We start from the raw sequence: 17,243 nt of genomic DNA, 5'->3' as shown, positions 1-17,243 counted from the left end.
GAGGCTATCACTTTTCCTATTGACACTCACGCGGTGCTGGTTATAGCTTCTAACTATCCAAACAAGCGCTAACCACCCGGAGGACACCGTGATCGGCACCCGGCTCCGCTCCACCCTGCTCGCCCTTTCGGTCACCGCGGGGCTGGTGGGTACCGCCGCCCCGGCCGGAGCCGCCCCGGCGACGGCCCTGAGCTGCCGCGGCGTGGGCATCGATCCGGCCGCGCAGCTCCACTACCGGACCGAAACGCTGATCAAGGCGCCGGCCGCCGCGGTCTGGAAGCTGCACACCCACGTGGCGGGCTGGCCCGCCTGGCAGCCGGCCGTCACCACCGCGCGGCGGCTCGACGCCGGGCCGCTGCGGCCGGGTTCGCGGTTCCGCTGGACCACGCCGGCGCCGCCCACCCCGACGACCCCGGCGACCACCCTGGTCATCACCTCGACGGTCGGGCAGCTGCAGCCGGGCCGGTGCGTCCGCTGGACCGGCCCGGCGATCGGCGACGGCCTGCGCATCGACCGCGGCGTGCACGTCTGGACGTTCACGCCGGTGCGGGGCGGCGTGCTCGTCCGCACCGAGGAGAGCTGGACGGGCGAGCAGATCGAGGCCGATCCCGCCACCGCCATCCGCTACCTGGCCCCCGGGCTCGACGCCTGGCTCGCCGCCCTCAAGACCACCGCCGAAGCCCGCTGAGCTTCGTTTCCCCAGGAGAGGAAGTCGATGACCATCACCGCCCCGCCCCGCACCTCGAAGGCCGTCCTCGTCGCGGCCTGGTCCGTCCCGGTCCTGGTGGCCGGCCAGTTCGCGCTGCTGTCGGGCGTGCCCATCGCCGTCGTGCTGGTCGGTGCGCTGCGGCGGCGGGCGCGGCGCCGGTGGGCCGCCGCCCTCGCCGCCGTCTACGCCGCCGCGCTGACGGCGTGGCTGGCCGGGCCGAGCAGCGCACCGAGCCTGTCGAAGTTCCTGAGTCCCCTGGCCACCGCGTTGTTCACCGCGGCGGGCGTCGTGGTCGCGGTCGCCCTCAGCCGGCGTGCTCGATGACGAACGCGGTGAGGAAGCCGATGGTGGCGAGCAGGCCGGTGTAGAGCTCGGTGCGTTCGAACGCCTCGGGGATCATGGTGTCGGCGATCATGGCGAGGATCGCGCCCGCGGCCACCGCCGTGATGGCGGCGACGGTCGCGGGGGACGCGGTCCGCAGCAGGAGGTTGCCGACCAGGGCCGCGAGCCCGCTGGCGATCGCGATACCGCTCCAGACGCCGAAGACGTACCGGGCGCCGCGGCCGGCGGCCTTCATGCCGGCGGCGCTGGACAGGCCTTCGGGGACGTTCGAAATGAACACGGCGGCGAGCACGGTGACCCCGACTCCCCCGCCACCGAGCAGTGACACGCCGAGCACGACGGATTCCGGGATCCCGTCGAGCAGGGCACCGACGGCGATGGCGGCCCCGCTGCCCGCGGTGTCCTGTTCGGACGGTTGCTGATCCCCGGAACGCTTGCGGTGCCGGGCACCCCGCCGGGCGAGGAGCACGTTGATCAGGACGTACACGGCGGCGCCGCCGAGGAAGCCGCCGGCGGTCGGCCAGAGCCCGCCGGCCCGCTGCGCTTCGTCGACGAGGTCGAACGCGAGCGCGGAGATGAGCACCCCGGCCCCGAAGGCCATGATCCCGGCGACGACCCGCCGCGACACCCGCACCCACCAGGCCACGGCGGCGCCGAGCACCAGCGCGACCCCGCCGACGAGGCCCCACAGCCCCGCCTCCACCCACTGCGGCACGACAGCCACCTTCCGCCGAATCCGTGATCGTCCGGGGAAGGACTACCCACGAGGGCCGTCGCGGACACAAAACACGATTCCGAGGTGCGGGGACGTCGGCCGCGCCCGGCGGCCGCGGCGTCGCCGGTGTGGTGCGCGTCACGGAATGCGCGGCGATCTTCGGCGCTACACCCAGGAGAACCCGTTCGTCCACAAGGGAGGGCCCATGTCCGCCACCACCACCCCGGAAGAGTCCGTCGCCGTGCCCGAACTGGAGGACTTCGACTTCCCGCTCACCGACGGCGCCGCCTGCCGCATCGACGACCCGGACTGCGAAGCCTGCCAGTGAGACCAGGCTCCGGCCACGACGCACCGCGCGTGGCCGGAGCCGGCAGCTCTAGACGTGCATCGCCAGCCACAACGCCATCCAGGCGAGGCACGCCAGCGCACCGCCGACCCCGAAGGCGAGCAGCACGCGGCGCAGCGCCGCGACGACGCCGGCCCGGCCCGTCATTTCGGTGATTCCCGCATCAGCCATGGCCACCAGGTGCCCGCGTCCGGGGCGGCCAAACATCAAGCTCCCATCACGAGGCCCTCGATCGTGTGCTTCTGGGTGATCGGCCGCAGGACGTCGACGACCGGGCAGTGCAGGTGGGCGCGCACGGATTCCGGCAGGGACGCCCAGAATTCCCGGGTGACCGCCGTGTCGTGGCGGGCGTCGTTGCCCGCCCCCGGCGCGTCCAGGCCCAGCACCAGAACCGGGCGGGACTTCGCGGAGTGGTTCGCGGTGCCGCGGTGGACCGTGAGGGACGACCGGATCGAAATGTCGCCCATCCGCGGGAACTTGCGGGTCGCGAGTTCGCGGTACCGCGGCCAGGCCTCCCGGGGCGGGAACATGCCGTGGTCGAACGCGCTGCCGTCGTCCCGGTGGGTGCCGGGCGCGATCTCGAACGGTCCCATGTCCGGCTCGGTGTCGACGGCGGTCACGTTCACCGCCAGCGACGTCAGCCGCCCTTCGCGCGCGGTTTCGGCGGGCATCGGGAAGTCCCGGTGCCAGGGCTGGTCCACCGCGCCTTCGAGCGGGACGTCGAAGCCCACTTCGACGATCCGGTACGCCGGGCCCAGCACCGCCTCGGCGACGGCGGTGATCCACGGGTGGCCGGCCAGTTCGGTGAACCCGCGCAGCTGCTCCGGGTGGATCTCGACGTAGAAGCGGTTCGGCCCGCGGCCGACGGCCCCGCCCGGGCGGGCGCGGGCCTCGGCGAACGCCGTGTCGATGTCTTCGCCGAGCCGCCGCACCCAGTCACGGGGGAACGCCCCGGGCAGGCCGATGATGCCGTCCGAGCCGAGGCGCTCGGTCAGCGCCGCGAGTTCGGCGGCGGGCAGCGGGGCGGGGGCGGTCTGGTGCGCGGTCATCCGGGCCTCCTGACGAGCACGACGGCGTGGCAGCTCAGTTTGCAACGTGGCATGCCACGTTGCAAGAGGTACGCTGCGCCGGTGAACCCGAAACTGCGCGACGTGGCCGAGCACGCCGGTGTCTCGGTGCGCACGGTGTCCAACGTGGTCAACGGGTTCCGGTACGTGGCCCCGGCGACCCGGGAACGCGTGCAGGCGAGCATCGACGCGCTCGGCTACCGGCCCAACCTGGCCGCGCGCACCCTGCGGCGCGGCCGGACTGGGCTGGTGGCGCTGGTGATCCCCGAGATCGACTCGCCGTACTTCGCCGAGCTCGCCGCGCGGACGGTCCGGATCGCCGGTGCCCGGGGCCTGACCGTGCTCATCGACCAGACCGACGGGGACGCCGAGCGCGAGAAGGAGCTGCTGCACGGCCGCCGCAGCCAGCTGGTCGACGGGGTACTGTTCAGCCCGTGGGCGGTGGCCCCCGCGGAACTGGCCGCGCGCACCGACACCGTCCCGCTGGTGCTGCTCGGCGAGCACGACGGCACCGCCGGCGTCGACCACGTCGCGATCGACAACGTCGCCGCCGCGCGCGAGGCCACCCGGCACCTGCTGGCCTCGGGCCGCCGCCGCGTCGCGGCGCTGGGCATCCAGCCGCGCTCGCTGAACGCCACCGCGCGGCAGCGTCTCGCCGGTTACCGGCAGGCATTGGCCGAGGCGGGCCTGCCCGCCGAGCCGGAGCTCGAGGTCCCGGTGCGGCGCCTGCACCGGGCCGACGGTCACCGGGCGATGCTGGGCCTGCTGGAGCTGCCCCGGCCGCCCGACGCCGTCTTCTGCTTCACCGACGAACTGGCGCTCGGCGCGGTGCGGGCCGCCGCCGACCGTGGTGTCGCGGTGCCCGAATCCGTGGCCCTGGTGGGGTTCGACGACATCGAAGACGGCCGCTACAGCGTGCCGGCCCTGACGACCGTGTCGCCGGACAAGGACCGGATCGCCGAACTCGCCCTCGACCGGCTGGCCCGGCAGGCGGCCGACCCGGAACCCCCACGGTCGATCGTCGCGCCGCACCACCTGGAAGTGCGCGAATCGAGCTGAGCGTGTCAGCAGCCGGCGACCGCCACCCGATCGCGGCCGGCCTTCTTGCCCGCGTACAGCGCGTCGTCGGCCGCGCGGATCATCTCGTCGAGGCCGGCGCCCGGCGCCGTGGACGGGTCCAGCGCCGCGCCGATCGTCGCCGACAGCGTCACCGCCTCGCCCGTCGGCGCGGTGATGCGCAGCGCCCGGATCCGGACGCGGATCCGCTCGGCGATCGCGCGGACCTCGGCCTCGTCGACGTCGGGCAGCAGGACCGCGAACTCCTCCCCGCCGTACCGGCCGACCGTGTCCCCGCGCCGGACGGTCCGGGTGAGCACGGTGGCCACCTCGGCGAGGACGTCGTCGCCGACCGGGTGGCCGTGGGTGTCGTTGATGCGCTTGAACCAGTCGAGGTCGATCATCAGCACCCCGATCCGGCCGCGGGTGCGCTCGAGCGCGAGCTCGGCCTGCTGGTGCCAGGCGATCGCGTTGAGCAGCCCGGTGCGCTGGTCGGTGCGGGCGGCGAGCCTGAGCTGGTCGAGCTGGACGCACTGGTGCAGCGCGAACGTCGGGATGATCATCAGCAGCGCGGCCGGCGGCCACCAGAGGAGGGCGAGCGCGACGAACACGCCCAGCGCGAGCTGGCTGACCTCCAGCAGGTTGTCCGACGCGCTGCCGATCAGCCGGCGCGGGTGCTCGACGGCGACCGTCCAGGCGATGGCCGTGCCGACGAGCCCGGTGTTGACCGCCCACTGCACCGCCGCCGCGGCGACCACGGCGGCCAGGTCGGCCCAGCCGGGCCGCGCGCCGCCGGCGAGGTGCTCATGGACGCCGCTCCAGCGCAGCACGGTGGCCGCGGCGGCCGCGGCCAGCGCGAGCGTGGCGGCGGTGTACACGGTGCGGTGCGGCGGCCGGACCGCGTCGAACCGGTTGACCAGCACCCAGCGGTGGGCGTAGATCACCGCCACCAGCACCAGCTCGAGCACCAGGGGTACCGCGATGGCCCCGGCGAAGATCCAGACGCTGCAGAGGTCGACGTACGGCGTGCCCTCGCGATCGCGCCGCCGCCGTTCGATCAGGTGGGAGGCGTGCAGGTGCGGCAACGCTGCCGCCGCGAGCCAGCCCGCCGTCACCCACTGCTCCGGTGTCGGCGCCGCGCGGGCCGAAAGCACCAGCACGCCGAACGCCAGCAGGTCCACGCCCAGGACGAGGAACCGCACCCGCCCCGGCAACGACCACAGCTTCCACCCCGATGGCGACCGGCCCCCGCCGGTGACCACGTTTTCCCCCATCGCAGCGCCTCCCCCGCGCCGGTGATGCCCCGATCGCCCAGGGTAGTCGCGTCACGGCCGGATGTCAGGTGTTTCCCTCCATCGCGACCCGACCGGGCGGCTGAGACGATTCCCGGGTATCCGGCACCGGAGGAACCGCACGGAAAGGCGAGCCGATGAGCGACAAGGGCTGGTGAACCGAGTCCCACTCCCCTGCCACCGGGAAGGAGCCCGCGATGAGCGACAAAGGCTGGTGACGAACTCAGGCCTCGGCCGGGAGGGCGGCCGAAACGGCGTCCGGCCGGCGGCGCGCCCAGGCCGCGGCCGCGGCGAGCGCGACGAGCGCTCCCGCGGTTCCCGCCCAGGCGATCGCCGCGGCCGGCCCGACCAGCTGGGCGAGGACGCCGCCGGCCACGATCCCGAGCCCCTGCCCGGCGATCATGCCGGTGCGGGCGAACCCGAGGGTCCGCCCGCGCACCCGCGGCGGGGACAGCTGGACGAACGTCGCGCCCGCGGTGACCTGGTAGGCCGAGCACAGCCCGGAGACGAACAGCAGCGCCAGCGCCGTGCCCAGGGTCGGCCGGCCCCAGAAGGCCACCAGCGGCGCCGCCGTCCCGACCGCCAGCACGCCCAGCGCGCGCACCCGCACCGGCCGGGCGACCCGTCGCAGCAGCAGCGCGCCGACGACCGCGCCCGCCGGCTCCGCGGCGAGCAGCACCCCGATCCATTCGCCGCCCACCCCGGCCTGCTGCGCGAACGGGACGGCGAGCCCCTCGGGGACGACGGTGAACAACGCCAGCCAGCCCAGCCACACGAGCGTCCCCAGGGTCCGATCCCGGCTGACGGCCACCGCGCCGGCGGCGATCCGCCGCCACCACGTCGCCTCGTGTCCCGCGGCGGCGGGCGGCGGGTGGCGCCCGAGCCCGGCCCGGATCAGCAGGCCGGAGGCGGCGAAGGTGGCGGCGTCGACGGCCAGGGCGGCGTGCGCGCCGACCCCGGTGACCACGAACGCGGCCGCGGCGAACCCGAGGACCAGGCACAGCTGCGTGGTGACCTGGTGAACCGTTTGTCCCGCCTCGTACCGGCTGCCCAGCAGCTCGGGCAGGACGGCGCCTTGGGCGGCGGAGAACGGCGCTTCGGCCAGTTGCACGAGCACGAGCAGCCCGGCCATCAGCGGCAAGGGCACGGCGGGCACGGCCATCACGGCGACCAGCCCCGCCCGGATCCCGTCGCAGGCCACCATGACGCGGCGCCGCGGGTACCGGTCGGCCAGCCACGACAGCAGCGCGCCGGACACGAGGGCGGGCAGCATCGACAGGGCGTAGGTGGCGGCGCTCAGTGCGGCGGAACCGGTGCGCTGGAAGACGAGTATCGACAAGGCGACCCGGGCCAGCTGGTCACCCGCGACCGAGAGCAGGCCCGCGAGCCAGAGCAGCCGGAAGCCGCGTACCGCGAACGCGGACCGCGTCACACCCATCCCCACCCCCAGGGCCGGCCCTCACTGTGTCACGCAGAGCGTTGCCCAAGACGCTCACGGTAGCGCGTGGCGGGGGCCGCCACCATCGACGGAGGCGGGGTGGGGGCGGTTTGGGTCGCCCGGCCGGCTGAACGACGGCCGGTGGGGCGGTGGGCCGGCTGAACCATGGCGGTGGTCGCGGTGGGCCGCCCGGCCGGGCCGCACGCGGAGCCGGCGAATCGACCGCGCCGCGCGGGGCGGTTGGACTGCGGCGGGCAGAGGGCCGGCTGGGCGGCGGCTGGGCCACCCGATCAGGTCCCACCCGACGAGCGCGAACCCACCATGCCACACGGCGGCGGCAGGACCCCGCCCGGCAGAGGCGGCCGGACCGCTCGGCCGACCACACCCGACCCAAGCAAACCGACCACCCCGCACCCAGGCGGTTGGACCGCGCCCAGCCGGGTAGCCGGGACGGCATGCAGAGAGCCGACCGTGAGACCCCTGCCCCGCCGCATCGGGCGCTGATGGCCGTCGAGGATGCCGAAGTGCTCGATGTGCCCGCCACCGCGCTTGCGTACCGGTTGCGCCGGGCCGCCACGAGCGTCCCGGGCCGGCTGCTGCGCGGGCGCTGGCTGGGCCATCCGCTGCACCCTCTCGCCGTCACCGTGCCGATCGGCGCGTGGGTGTGCTCGGCTGTGTTCGACCTGCTGCCCGGCCAGGAGGAGGCCGCCCGCCGGCTGGTCGCGACCGGTCTGCTGACCGCGCCCGCGGCGGTGCTCCTCGGCCTGTTCGACTACGCCGACCTCGATGAACGGCAGCGCCGGGTCGGTCTCGCCCACGCAACGGGCAACGCCGTCGCGATCGCCCTCTTCGGCGCCTCCTACACCGCCCGCACGCGCGGCCGGGTGGCCCGCGGCCGGGTTCTCGGCGCGCTCGGCCTGGCGGTGACGAGCGCCGGCGGCGCCCTCGGCGGGCACCTCGCCTACGCGCAGGGCGCCGGGTTCTTCCGCTGGCAGTCGCGCTGACCGCGCTCGGGTTCCGAACTCCTCAGGACCGGGGGAAAACGGTGCCGTCGAACAGCTTCCGGGCCGTGCGGACCACTGTGGACCGGCGGATCCGGGGCGGGGTGACCGTCGTGTCGAATTCGATGCCGACGGCGAGCTTGCCGCTCGGGTGCTCGATCTCGATCGGCTCGCCGGCCGGCGGCTTCCGGAGGAGCTCGGCGCCGACGGCGCCGTCGAGCAGCAACGCCGTCACGACGCTGACGCCGCCGAGCACCCCGATCGACGGGTGCGGCTTGACCGGGATGAAGGTACGGGTGGCGATGGCGCCGCCGTCGCGAGGCGCGGCGACCAGCGTGGTCTTCGGGACGGACGAGCCGCGGACGTCGCCGAGGCCCATCAGCTTCCCGGCCTCGATGCGCAGCGCGTCGATCCGCTCGCTCAGGCCCGGCCCGTCACCGAGGTCTTCGGCGCGCGCGACAACGACCGGCATCCCGTTGTCCACGCAGGTGACGGCGATGCCGCCGATGTCGTCGCGGACGTGGCCGGTGGGCAGCAGGCTGCCGCACGTCGACCCTTCGGTGCCGGTGAAGTCGAGCTCGACCGGGGCGGCGGTGCCCGGCACACCGGAGATGGCCGTGCCACCGCGGTAGTCGACTTCGCCGCCGGGGGTGGGGAAGCCGGCGATCGCGATGGAGCCGGTGTTGAGCAGCCGCACGCGGACGGTGGTGCGCTCCGGCCCGGCGGGGACGAGCCCGCGCTCGACGGCGAACTGCCCGACGCCGGCGAGGAGGTTGCCGCACGTCTGGCGATCGGAGACGGTCGCCTCCTCCACGCCGAGCTGCAGGAACAGGTAGTCGACGTCGTGGCCGTCGTCGGTCGCCGGCGAAACGATGGCGACCTTGCTGGTGACCGGCTGCGCGCCGCCGAGGCCGTCGATCTGGCGCGGGTCGGGCGTGCCCATGATCCGCAGCAGCAGGTCGTCGCGGGCGGCCGGGTCGGCCGGGAGGTCTTCGGCGAGGAAGTAGGCGCCCTTCGACGTGCCCCCGCGCATGAGCATGCAGCGCACGCCGGTCATGCCTGCTCCTTCGCGTACTCCTCGGCCGTCAGGTACCGGACGCCGAGCGCTTCGAGTTTTTCGCGCAGGCCGTAGCGGTCCAGGCCGAGCTGGCCGTTCGCGAAGGCTTCCCGGGCGGCGGCTTCCTTGTCCAGCCTGGCTTGCGCCTTCTCGAGTCCACTTCGGACGTCTTCGCGGCGGACGCGCAGGACGCCGTCGTCGTCGGCCAGGACGGCGTCACCGGGGCGGACGAGCTGTCCGCCGACGACGACGGGGACGTTGACCGCGCCCGCGGTCGCCTTGACCGTGCCCTGCGCGCTCACCGCGGCCGACCAGACGGGAAAGCCGAGCGCGCGCAGCTCGGCGACGTCGCGGACGCCGGTGGTGGTGACCAGCCCGCGCACCCCGCGGCGGCGCAGCGCGGTGGCGAAGAGCTCGCCGAAGAGGCCGTCCCCGCACGGCGAGGTGGTGGTGACGACGAGGAGGTCGCCTTCGCGGCACTGCTCGACGGCGGCGTGGATCATCAGGTTGTCGCCGGGCCAGCACAGGGCGGTGACGGCGGTGCCGCCGACGCGGGCGCCGTCCTGGATCGGCCGGAGGCCGGCGGAAAGCAGGCCGGAGCGGCCGAGAGCCTCGTGCACGGTGGCGACGCCGTAGTCGGCCAGCCGCGTCACCTCGTCGAGGTCGGCGCGCGGCGGATCGGTGACGATGACCGGGTTCATGCCCTCACCGTACGATTCGGGCGACGAAATTGTCAACAATCTTGGCGCACAGGTTGAGGAGGCCTCGATCGCCGCAGGTCAGGGGTGAAGCGGCGAGACCTCGGCGTCGGCCGCCTTCAGCGCCTCGATCACGCTGCCGAGATGGGCCCGGGCGGCCTCGGCCGCCTGCTCCGGCCGGTGGGCGCAGATCGCGTCGATGATCGCCAGGTGCTCCGGGAGCGAGACCTGCGGCCGGCCTGGGCGCATCGCCAGCCGGAACTGGTGCCGGACGCTCTGCCCGCGAAGCCGTTCCAGCACCTGCGCGGCCGTCCGCTGGCCGCTGATCTCGCGGATGCGGCGGTGCAGCCGCTGGTTGAGACCCGAGTACCCGACGACGTCCCCGCCCGCCACGGCCGCCCGCATCCGCTCGCCCAGTTCGCGCAGCTCGCCCACCTCGGCGTCCGAAACGCGCTCCGCCGCCTTCGCCGCGCACAGCGACTCCAGCATCATGCGCACTTCGGAGATCTCGACAGCCTCCTCGAGCGACACCGCGCGCACGCGGGCGCCGCGGTTCTGCACGCGTTCGATGAGCCCCTCGTTGGTCAGCTCGATGAGCGCCGCCCGAACCGTCGCCCGGCTCGCCCCGAACCGGTCCGACAGGTCCGCCTCGACCAGCCGCTGGTTGGGCACGAACTCGCCGCGGACGATGGCGTCGCGGATGGCCGCCACCGCGGACCGCTCCCCCGGCTGCGGGTCCGGCGCACTCTCCGTCATAGCCTCGGCTCCATTTGTTGACAATTTTGTCGAGCACATCGTGTACTCGATCGTAGCTGGCGAGGAGGAGTTTGCTGTGACCGGAACCATCGCCGTCCTCGGCCTGGGCGAAGCGGGCGGCGCACTGGCCCGCGACCTGGTGGCGGCCGGCGCCGTCGTGCGCGGCTACGACCCGGCGGTTTCCGCGACCGGCGGGGTCGTGCCCACCGGCTCGGAGGCCGACGCCGCCCGGGGCGCGGACCTCGTCCTGAGCGTCAACAGCGCGTCGGCCGCCCGGCGGGCGTTAGAAGCCGGCCTGGACGGGCTGCCCGAGAGCGCCGCCTGGGCCGACCTGAACACCGCTTCGCCCGGCACCAAGCGCGAACTCGCCGCCCTCGCCGCCGAGCACCGGATTCCCTTCGCCGACGTGGCGATCATGGCCCCGGTCCCCGGCCGGGGGCTGCGGGTGCCGATGCTGGCCACCGGGCCCGCCGCCGACGTGGTCGCCGCGGCGCTGAACCCGCTCGGCGCGGCCGTCGAGACGATGGCCGGCGAGGCCGGGCTCGCCGCCGAACGCAAGCTGCTGCGCAGCGTCTTCTTCAAGGGGATGTCCGCCGCCGTGGTCGAGGCGCTGCAGGCCGCCCGCGCCGCCGGCTGCGAAGACTGGCTGCGGCAGATCGTCGTCGCCGAGCTCACCGCCGCGGACGCGTCCACTGTGGACAGGCTGGTCGACGGCTCGTACCGGCACGCCGTCCGCCGCACCGCCGAGATGGCGGCGGCCGCCGAGATGCTCGGCGAGCTCGGCGTCCGGGCCGACATCGCCGCCGCGGCGCGTGAGCAGCTGGCGCACCTCGCCGATTCACCGGATCGTTGACGCGCCGGCCGTCGCCGCGGTGACGCCGTCGAGCCGCGCCTGCCGGGTCCGCGGCCCGAACGCCGCCAGCACCAGCGCGCCGGCCAGCCACGTGCCCGCGATGAAGAAGAACACGCTCCGGTAGCCGCTGCCGTTGTACAGCCCGGCCACGATGAGCGGGCCCGCCGCGTTCGAGAGCCGGCCCAAGCCGTACGACACGCCGGTGCCCAGTGAGCGGCCGCGCGTGTCGAACAGCTCCGGCGAATACGCGTACCCCAGCGCCGTGTAGCCGCGCTCGAACATGTTGACCAGGAAGCCGAACACCACGATCAGGACCGGGTTGAACGTCAGCCCGTAGAGCAGCCCGCACAGCGCGATCACCGTGCCGAACGCGACCAGGCACCACTTGCGTTCGAAGCGGTCGGTGACCAGGGCCGCCAGGTACGAGCCCAGCGGCGCGCCGACCGTCGTGAGCGCCACGTAGAACACGGACTTCTCGACGCTGAAGCCCTCCTTGGCCAGCAGCGTCGGCGCCCAGCTCGAATAGCCGAAGAACCCGATCGTCTGCGTCACCCACAGGACGGTGAGCAGCAGCGTCGGCAGCAGGTACTTCTTGCGCAGCAACAACCTCAGCGGCGCCTTCGCCACCGGCGCCTCTCCCACCGGCGGCGCCGGCTCCGGCAGCGGGCCCTTCTCGGCCGCCACCTGGGCCTCGATCTCCCGCAGCACCGCGTCGGCGCGTCCGTGCTCGCCGCGGCTTTCGTACCAGCGGGGCGACTCCTTGAGCCGCCGGGTGAACAGCACCAGCAGGACCCCGAGCGCGCCCCACAGGTAGACCAGCCGCCACGCCCAGTCGCCGAGGGGCACCACGACGCTGGCGATCAGGTTGGTCACCGGCGTGCCGCAGATGCCGATCACGATCGCGTAGGCCTGGTACTTGCCCCGGTTCGCCGCGGGGTACAGCTCGTTGACGTAGATCACCGCGACCACGGTCATCGCGGACAGGCCCGCCGAGGTCAGGACCCGGAACACGCCGAGCGACACGATGTCCCACGAGAACACCGCCGCGAACGAGAAGACGCCGAACCAGACGGTCGTCAGCACGAGCGCGTTCTTCCGGCCCCAGCGGTCGGCGATCGTGCTCGCGATGATCGAGCCGAAGAACATGCCGACGAACGACAGCGAAGTCACGTACGCGACCTGGTTGACCGTGACGCCCCACAGCTTGATCAGCTTGGGCGCGGTGGTGGCGAAGCTGTTGATGTCGGCGAACTCGAAGAAGTAGGCGAACGAGACGGCGAACAGGGTGACCTTGTGGAACCGGGAAATCGGCAGGCGGTTCAGCCGGTTGAGCGCGTTGGCGTGCTGCATTGCATGCCCTTCGGGGGTTCAGGCGGTTTCGCCGGGCCAGTAGAGGCGCATCGGGTTGTCGACGAGCAGCTGCCGCTGCCGTCCGGGGGTGTCCGCGAGGTGGCGGACGTGGTCGACGAGCAGGCCGTCGTCGGGCATGTGGTGCTTCAGGTTCGGGTGCGGCCAGTCGGTGCCCCACAGCACCCGGTCCGGGAACTCCTCGACGACGCGGCGGGCGAACGGCACGACGTCGGTGTAGGCGTGGCGCTCGCCCGCCAGCGCCGGGGGCCCGGTCACGGTGAGCCGCTCGGGGCAGCTCACCTTCACCCAGACGTCGTGGGTCCCGGCGAAGTCGAGGAACCGGCGGAACTCCGGGCCGTCCACCGGCTGGGTCACGTCGGGGCGGCCGAGGTGGTCGATCACCAGCGGCGCGGGCAAGCCGCCGAAGAAGGTTTCCAGCTCGGGCAGGTCGGCGGCCTCGAAGTAGAGCACGATGTGCCAGCCGAGCGGGGCGATCTTCTTCGCGATCGCGCTCAGGTCTTCGCGGGGCGAGGCGTCGACCAGCCGCTTGACGAAGTTGAACCGCACCCCCCGCACCCCCGCCGCGTGCAGCTCCCGCAGTTCGGCGGCACCGACGTCGGGCCGGACGGTCGCGACCCCGCGCGCCCGGCCGCCCGACGCCCGGACGGCGTCGACCATCGCCGAGTTGTCCGCGCCGTGGCAGGTGGCCTGCACGATGACGTTCCGGGCGACGCCGAGGTGGTCTCGCAGGGCGAACAGGGCGTCCTTGCCCGCGTCGCACGGCGTGTACTTCCGCCCGGACGCGAAGGGGAATTGCGCCTGCGGGCCGAACACGTGGCAGTGGGCGTCCACCGCCCCGGGCGGCAGCCGGAAGTCCGGTGTGGACGGTGCGGGGCACCAGTCCAGCCAGCCGGGCGTCTTGGGCGCGGTCACCGGCCCTGCCCCTTCAGGAGCGCGTCCAGCCGCGGGTAGACGGCGCGGGCGTTGTGCTCCCGGATGGCCGCCCAGTCCTCTTCGGACAGAGCGGCTTCGGCGTACCGGCGGGTGTCGTCGAAGTGGTGCCCGGTCCGCGGGTCGACGCTGCGGACCGCGCCGATCATCTCCGACGCGAAGAGGATGTTGCGCGCCGGGATGACGTCGAAGAGCAGGTCCGAGCCCGGCTGGTGGTAGACGCAGGTGTCGAAGAAGACGTTGTTCAGCACGTGCTCTTCCAGCTCCGGCTTGCCGAGCGCCATGGCCAGGCCGCGGAACCGGCCCCAGTGGTAGGGCACCGCGCCGCCGCCGTGCGGGATGATCAGCCGCAGCGTGGGGAAGTCGGTGAACAGGTCGCCCTGCACGAGCTGCATGAACGCGGTCGTGTCGGCGTTGAGGTAGTGCGCGCCGGTGGTGTGGAAGGCGGGGTTGACGCTGGTGCTGACGTGCACCATCGCCGGGACGTCGTACTCCACCATCTTCTCGTAGACGGGGTACCACGACCGGTCGGTGAGCGGCGGGGCCGTCCAGTGGCCGCCGCTCGGGTCGGGGTTGAGGTTGAGCGCCACGGCGCCGTACTCCTCGACGCAGCGGGTCAGCTCCGGGAGGCAGGTCGCGGGGTCGACGCCCGGGGACTGCGGCAGCATCGCGGCCGGGGCGAACCGCTCCGGGTAGAGCGTGCTGACGCGGTGGCAGAGCTCGTTGCAGATCGCCGCCCACGCCGCCGACGTCTCGAACCCGCCGACGTGGTGGGCCATGAAGGACGCTCGGGGCGAGAAGATCGTCAGGTCGATGCCGCGTTCGTCCATCAGCCGCAACTGGTTCGGCTCGATCGTCTCGCGCAGTTCGTCGTCACTGATCCGCGGGCCGGCCGCGGCCGGCGGGGCACCGGAGCCGTCCAGCGCGGCGATCTGCCGCTCGCGCCACCCCGCGAGAGCGGGCGGGGCGGTGGTGTAGTGGCCGTGGCAGTCGATGATCAAGGTGGGTCCTCGTCGCTTCGGGTCTCGATACCGGCACCCTAATCGTCGATGAGATTGTTAACAATATCTACGACGAAACTCGTCGGTTCGGGTGTCTCGCGTGATCGAAGGGGCGGCACGCGTGATTGGCGGGGCATCACGCGTGATCGGAGGGACGACACGAGGGAGCGGACCTAGACTCTGGCGCATGGGTGCCCGTTCCCGCCGAAGCGCCGGCAACCTGCCGGCCGAGCTGACCAGCTTCGTCGGCCGGCGCCACGAGCTCGGGGAAGCGAAACGGCTGCTGGCCACGGCCCGGCTGGTCACGCTGACCGGTGCCGGCGGGGTCGGCAAGACGCGGCTGGCGCTGCGGGTCGCCGCCGACGTGCGGCGGGCGTTCCCGGACGGCGTGTGGCTGGTCGAGCTGGCCGACGTGGGTGACCCGCACCTGGTGCCGAACACCGTGGCGACCGCCTTCGGCCTGCGCGGCACGAGCGACCAGGCCGCCGGGCTCGCCGAGTACCTCGAGGACAAGCAGCTGCTGCTGGTGCTGGACAACTGCGAACACGTCGCCGACGAGTGCGCGACGCTGGTCGCGAAACTGCTCGCGGTCTCCGCCGGGCTCCGGGTCGTCGCCACCAGCCGGCACACGCTGCACGTGGAGGGCGAGCACCTATTGCACGTCGAGCCGCTGCCCGTCCCCGGCGACGAGGACACCGGCGGCGGCCCGGTCGAAGCGGTCACGCTGTTCGCCGATCGGGCGGCCGCCGTCTCGCCCGGCTTCGAGCTCACCCCGGACAACCGCGGGACGGTGCGCCGGATCTGCCGCCGGCTGGAGGGCATCCCGCTGGCCATCGAGCTGGCCGCCGTCCGCGTGCGCGTGCTGGCGGTCGACCAGGTCCTCGAGCGGCTCGACGACCGGCTCGGCCTGCTCACTTCGCGGCCCGCCGCCGTGCAGCCCCGCCGCCGGACCCTCGAAGCGGCGATCGACTGGAGCTTCGAGCTGTGCACCCCCGCGGAACAGCGGCTGTGGGCGCAGGCTTCGGTGTTCCCCGGCGGCTTCGACCTCGACGCCGCCGAGCACGTCTGCTCCCCCACCGGGAACGGCGGCGGCAGCGCGCTGGACGTCGTGACCGGCCTGGTGGACAAATCGGTCCTCAGCCGCCAGAACGGCACCTTCGGGCGGCACGCCTGGTACCGGATGCTGGAGACCGTCCGCGAATACGGGGCCGCCCGGCTGGCCACCGGCGGCGACGAGGCCGGCGTTCGGGCCCGGCTGGCCGGGTACTACGCGGACCTCGCGCGGCGCTACCGGGCCGAGGGGTTCGGCCCGCGGCAGTCGGAGTGGCTCGGCCGGCTGCGCCGCGAGCACGCCAACCTCCGGGCCGTGCTGGAGCACTGCTTGTCCGGCCCCGGGCCGGCGAGCCAGGCGCTGGACATCGCCGCGTCGCTGTGGAACTTCTGGTACGGCGGCGGCCTCGTCCCGGAGGGCTGCGGCTACCTGCGGCGCGGCCTCGAACTGTGCGGCGAGCGCACCCTGGTCCGGGCGCGGGGGCTGTACGCGATGGCGTTCCTGGCCATCCAGACCGGCGCGCCGCACGCGGAGCTCCTGGCGGAGCTGGGCGAACTCGCCGGCGAGTTCGACGACGAACGGCTCCGCGCCGGCCACGCGGAGTGCGCCGGCATGTCCACCTTCTTCACCGGCGACCTGGCCGGTGGGGCCGAACTGCTGGAGCGGGCCCTGGCCGGGTACCGGTCGGCCGGGGACGCGCTGCTGGTGTTCGACACGCTGATCCTGCTGGCCGCCGCGCGGTTCTTCCTCGGCGATCCGCGGGGCGCGGCCGCCGCGGAGGAGGCGCTCGCCCTCTCCGAGCGGCACGAGGCCCAGTGGTCCCGCGGCTACGCGCTGTGGGCTGTCGCGCTCCACCGCTGGCACGCGGACGAGCCGCGGCAGGCCGCGGATCTGCTGCACGAAGCCATCGCCCTGCGGTTGTCCGACCGGACGCTGCTCGCGTTCCTCGTCGAGGCGCTCGCGTGGTGCCACTCCGCCGAAGGCGAGCACGAGCGGGTGGCCCGGCTGCTCGGCGGCGCCGACGCGGTCTGGCGCCTCAGCGGCGCCCGCGTCGGCGAGATGAGTCCGTACCAGGGGATCGACGAGCGGTGCGCCGCGCCGGCCCGCACGGCGCTCGGCGACGAAGCCTTCGACGCGGCGTTCGCCGAAGCCGCCGGCTCCGGCCTCGACGAGGTCGTCCGGTACGCGCTGCGGGAGCGGCCCACCACGCGGGCGGCGGACAAAACAGCCGAACCCGGCGGGCTGACCCGGCGGCAGCGGGAGATCGCCGAGCTGGTGGCGCGCGGGATGAGCAACAAGGAGATCGCGGCCGCCCTGGTCCTCAGCGGACGGACCGTGGAAGGGCACGTCGAGAACATCCTGGTGAAGCTCGGTCTCACCTCGCGCACCCAGGTGGCTTCGTGGCTGGTGGGGCAGCCCGGGCAACCCGCGTAGCCATCCGGGTAGTTTCCCCGGTCCGCTCGGCGTCCCCTGTGGACGATCCTCTTCCTCGCGACCACCCACCGCCCGGAGGAGGACGAGGTGTCCATCGATTCGGCGCCGCAGACCTGTCCCCGGTGC

At 73.7% G+C, this 17,243-nt stretch carries 18 protein-coding genes; 7 read left to right on the top strand and 11 right to left on the bottom strand.

The window, feature by feature from the left end:
* The first annotated feature begins 88 nt into the window (after positions 1-88).
* Positions 89-688: an SRPBCC family protein gene (locus tag C2L58_RS03550; RefSeq protein WP_103335788.1), complete on the top strand. Its 600-nt coding sequence runs from the start codon at positions 89-91 to the stop codon at positions 686-688.
* A gap of 27 nt (positions 689-715) precedes the next feature.
* Positions 716-1,033, top strand: a complete 318-nt coding sequence (locus C2L58_RS03545) for a hypothetical protein (protein WP_103335786.1) — start codon at positions 716-718, stop codon at positions 1,031-1,033.
* On the opposite strand, the gene C2L58_RS03540 is transcribed toward C2L58_RS03545, so the two are convergent.
* The gene (locus C2L58_RS03540) at positions 1,014-1,766 is read right to left on the bottom strand and encodes a ZIP family metal transporter (protein WP_103335785.1); all 753 of its coding nucleotides are present in this window, start codon (positions 1,764-1,766) and stop codon (positions 1,014-1,016) included. The two genes, C2L58_RS03545 and C2L58_RS03540, sit on opposite strands and share 20 nt — an antisense overlap.
* A gap of 205 nt (positions 1,767-1,971) precedes the next feature.
* Here C2L58_RS03540 and C2L58_RS51240 point away from each other — a divergent pair, with 205 nt between their 5' ends.
* Positions 1,972-2,094, top strand: a complete 123-nt coding sequence (locus tag C2L58_RS51240; protein WP_255410490.1) for a hypothetical protein — start codon at positions 1,972-1,974, stop codon at positions 2,092-2,094.
* A gap of 48 nt (positions 2,095-2,142) precedes the next feature.
* On the opposite strand, the gene C2L58_RS49725 is transcribed toward C2L58_RS51240, so the two are convergent.
* Together C2L58_RS49725 and C2L58_RS03535 are read right to left on the bottom strand one after the other, a co-directional pair.
* On the bottom strand, positions 2,143-2,283 hold the full coding sequence (locus C2L58_RS49725; RefSeq protein ID WP_199191080.1) for a hypothetical protein: 141 nt from the start codon (positions 2,281-2,283) through the stop codon (positions 2,143-2,145).
* A 35-nt stretch (positions 2,284-2,318) separates the two neighbouring features.
* The gene (locus C2L58_RS03535) at positions 2,319-3,161 is read right to left on the bottom strand and encodes a phytanoyl-CoA dioxygenase family protein (RefSeq protein ID WP_103335783.1); all 843 of its coding nucleotides are present in this window, start codon (positions 3,159-3,161) and stop codon (positions 2,319-2,321) included.
* A gap of 81 nt (positions 3,162-3,242) precedes the next feature.
* Here C2L58_RS03535 and C2L58_RS03530 point away from each other — a divergent pair, with 81 nt between their 5' ends.
* A complete protein-coding gene (locus C2L58_RS03530) occupies positions 3,243-4,238 on the top strand; it encodes a LacI family DNA-binding transcriptional regulator (protein ID WP_103335781.1) in 996 nt (331 codons plus the stop codon).
* 5 nt (positions 4,239-4,243) lie between these two features.
* Here C2L58_RS03530 and C2L58_RS03525 read toward each other — a convergent pair whose 3' ends face one another.
* Together C2L58_RS03525 and C2L58_RS03520 are read right to left on the bottom strand one after the other, a co-directional pair.
* Positions 4,244-5,509, bottom strand: coding sequence for a GGDEF domain-containing protein (locus C2L58_RS03525; protein ID WP_233225529.1), 1,266 nt, complete (start codon positions 5,507-5,509; stop codon positions 4,244-4,246).
* A gap of 241 nt (positions 5,510-5,750) precedes the next feature.
* A complete protein-coding gene (locus C2L58_RS03520; protein ID WP_103335779.1) occupies positions 5,751-6,965 on the bottom strand; it encodes an MFS transporter in 1,215 nt (404 codons plus the stop codon).
* A gap of 455 nt (positions 6,966-7,420) precedes the next feature.
* Between C2L58_RS03520 and C2L58_RS03515 the strand changes: the two genes are divergently transcribed.
* Positions 7,421-7,969 carry a DUF2231 domain-containing protein gene (locus C2L58_RS03515; RefSeq protein WP_103335777.1) on the top strand — a complete coding sequence of 183 codons (549 nt, stop codon included), beginning with the start codon at positions 7,421-7,423 and terminating at the stop codon, positions 7,967-7,969.
* A gap of 22 nt (positions 7,970-7,991) precedes the next feature.
* Here the strand turns inward: C2L58_RS03515 and C2L58_RS03510 are convergent, their stop codons facing one another.
* The 3 genes from C2L58_RS03510 to C2L58_RS03500 form a co-directional block, all read right to left on the bottom strand.
* Positions 7,992-9,023, bottom strand: a complete 1,032-nt coding sequence (locus tag C2L58_RS03510; protein ID WP_103335776.1) for a 4-oxalomesaconate tautomerase — start codon at positions 9,021-9,023, stop codon at positions 7,992-7,994.
* On the bottom strand, positions 9,020-9,724 hold the full coding sequence (locus C2L58_RS03505) for a 4-carboxy-4-hydroxy-2-oxoadipate aldolase/oxaloacetate decarboxylase (protein ID WP_103335774.1): 705 nt from the start codon (positions 9,722-9,724) through the stop codon (positions 9,020-9,022). Before C2L58_RS03505 ends, C2L58_RS03510 begins: the two co-directional genes overlap by 4 nt.
* Before the next feature lie 78 nt (positions 9,725-9,802).
* Positions 9,803-10,477 (bottom strand): GntR family transcriptional regulator, encoded by a 675-nt coding sequence (locus C2L58_RS03500; RefSeq protein WP_103335773.1) that lies wholly within the window; start codon positions 10,475-10,477, stop codon positions 9,803-9,805.
* A 76-nt stretch (positions 10,478-10,553) separates the two neighbouring features.
* On the opposite strand from C2L58_RS03500, the gene C2L58_RS03495 reads away from it, so the two are divergent.
* Positions 10,554-11,330 carry an NAD(P)-dependent oxidoreductase gene (locus C2L58_RS03495; protein ID WP_103335770.1) on the top strand — a complete coding sequence of 259 codons (777 nt, stop codon included), beginning with the start codon at positions 10,554-10,556 and terminating at the stop codon, positions 11,328-11,330.
* Here C2L58_RS03495 and C2L58_RS03490 read toward each other — a convergent pair.
* Genes C2L58_RS03490 through C2L58_RS03480 form a run of 3 tightly spaced genes read right to left on the bottom strand, consistent with a single transcriptional unit; the run spans position 11,316 to position 14,632 of the window.
* Positions 11,316-12,680, bottom strand: coding sequence for an MFS transporter (locus C2L58_RS03490; protein ID WP_103335767.1), 1,365 nt, complete (start codon positions 12,678-12,680; stop codon positions 11,316-11,318). The two genes, C2L58_RS03495 and C2L58_RS03490, sit on opposite strands and share 15 nt — an antisense overlap.
* An 18-nt stretch (positions 12,681-12,698) precedes the next feature.
* Positions 12,699-13,613 (bottom strand): amidohydrolase family protein, encoded by a 915-nt coding sequence (locus C2L58_RS03485; RefSeq protein WP_103335765.1) that lies wholly within the window; start codon positions 13,611-13,613, stop codon positions 12,699-12,701.
* Complete coding sequence (locus tag C2L58_RS03480; RefSeq protein ID WP_103335764.1) at positions 13,610-14,632, bottom strand: amidohydrolase family protein; 1,023 nt, start codon at positions 14,630-14,632, stop codon at positions 13,610-13,612. Before C2L58_RS03480 ends, C2L58_RS03485 begins: the two co-directional genes overlap by 4 nt.
* 187 nt (positions 14,633-14,819) lie before the next feature.
* On the opposite strand from C2L58_RS03480, the gene C2L58_RS03475 reads away from it, so the two are divergent.
* Positions 14,820-17,117 (top strand): ATP-binding protein, encoded by a 2,298-nt coding sequence (locus C2L58_RS03475; protein ID WP_103335762.1) that lies wholly within the window; start codon positions 14,820-14,822, stop codon positions 17,115-17,117.
* Positions 17,118-17,243: the final 126 nt, after the last annotated feature.

This window comes from Amycolatopsis sp. CA-126428 (assembly GCF_002904335.1).
Lineage (GTDB): Bacteria > Actinomycetota > Actinomycetes > Mycobacteriales > Pseudonocardiaceae > Amycolatopsis.
The sequence above is the reverse complement of the archived record's forward strand: the minus strand, read 5'-3'. Positions and strand labels throughout refer to the sequence as shown.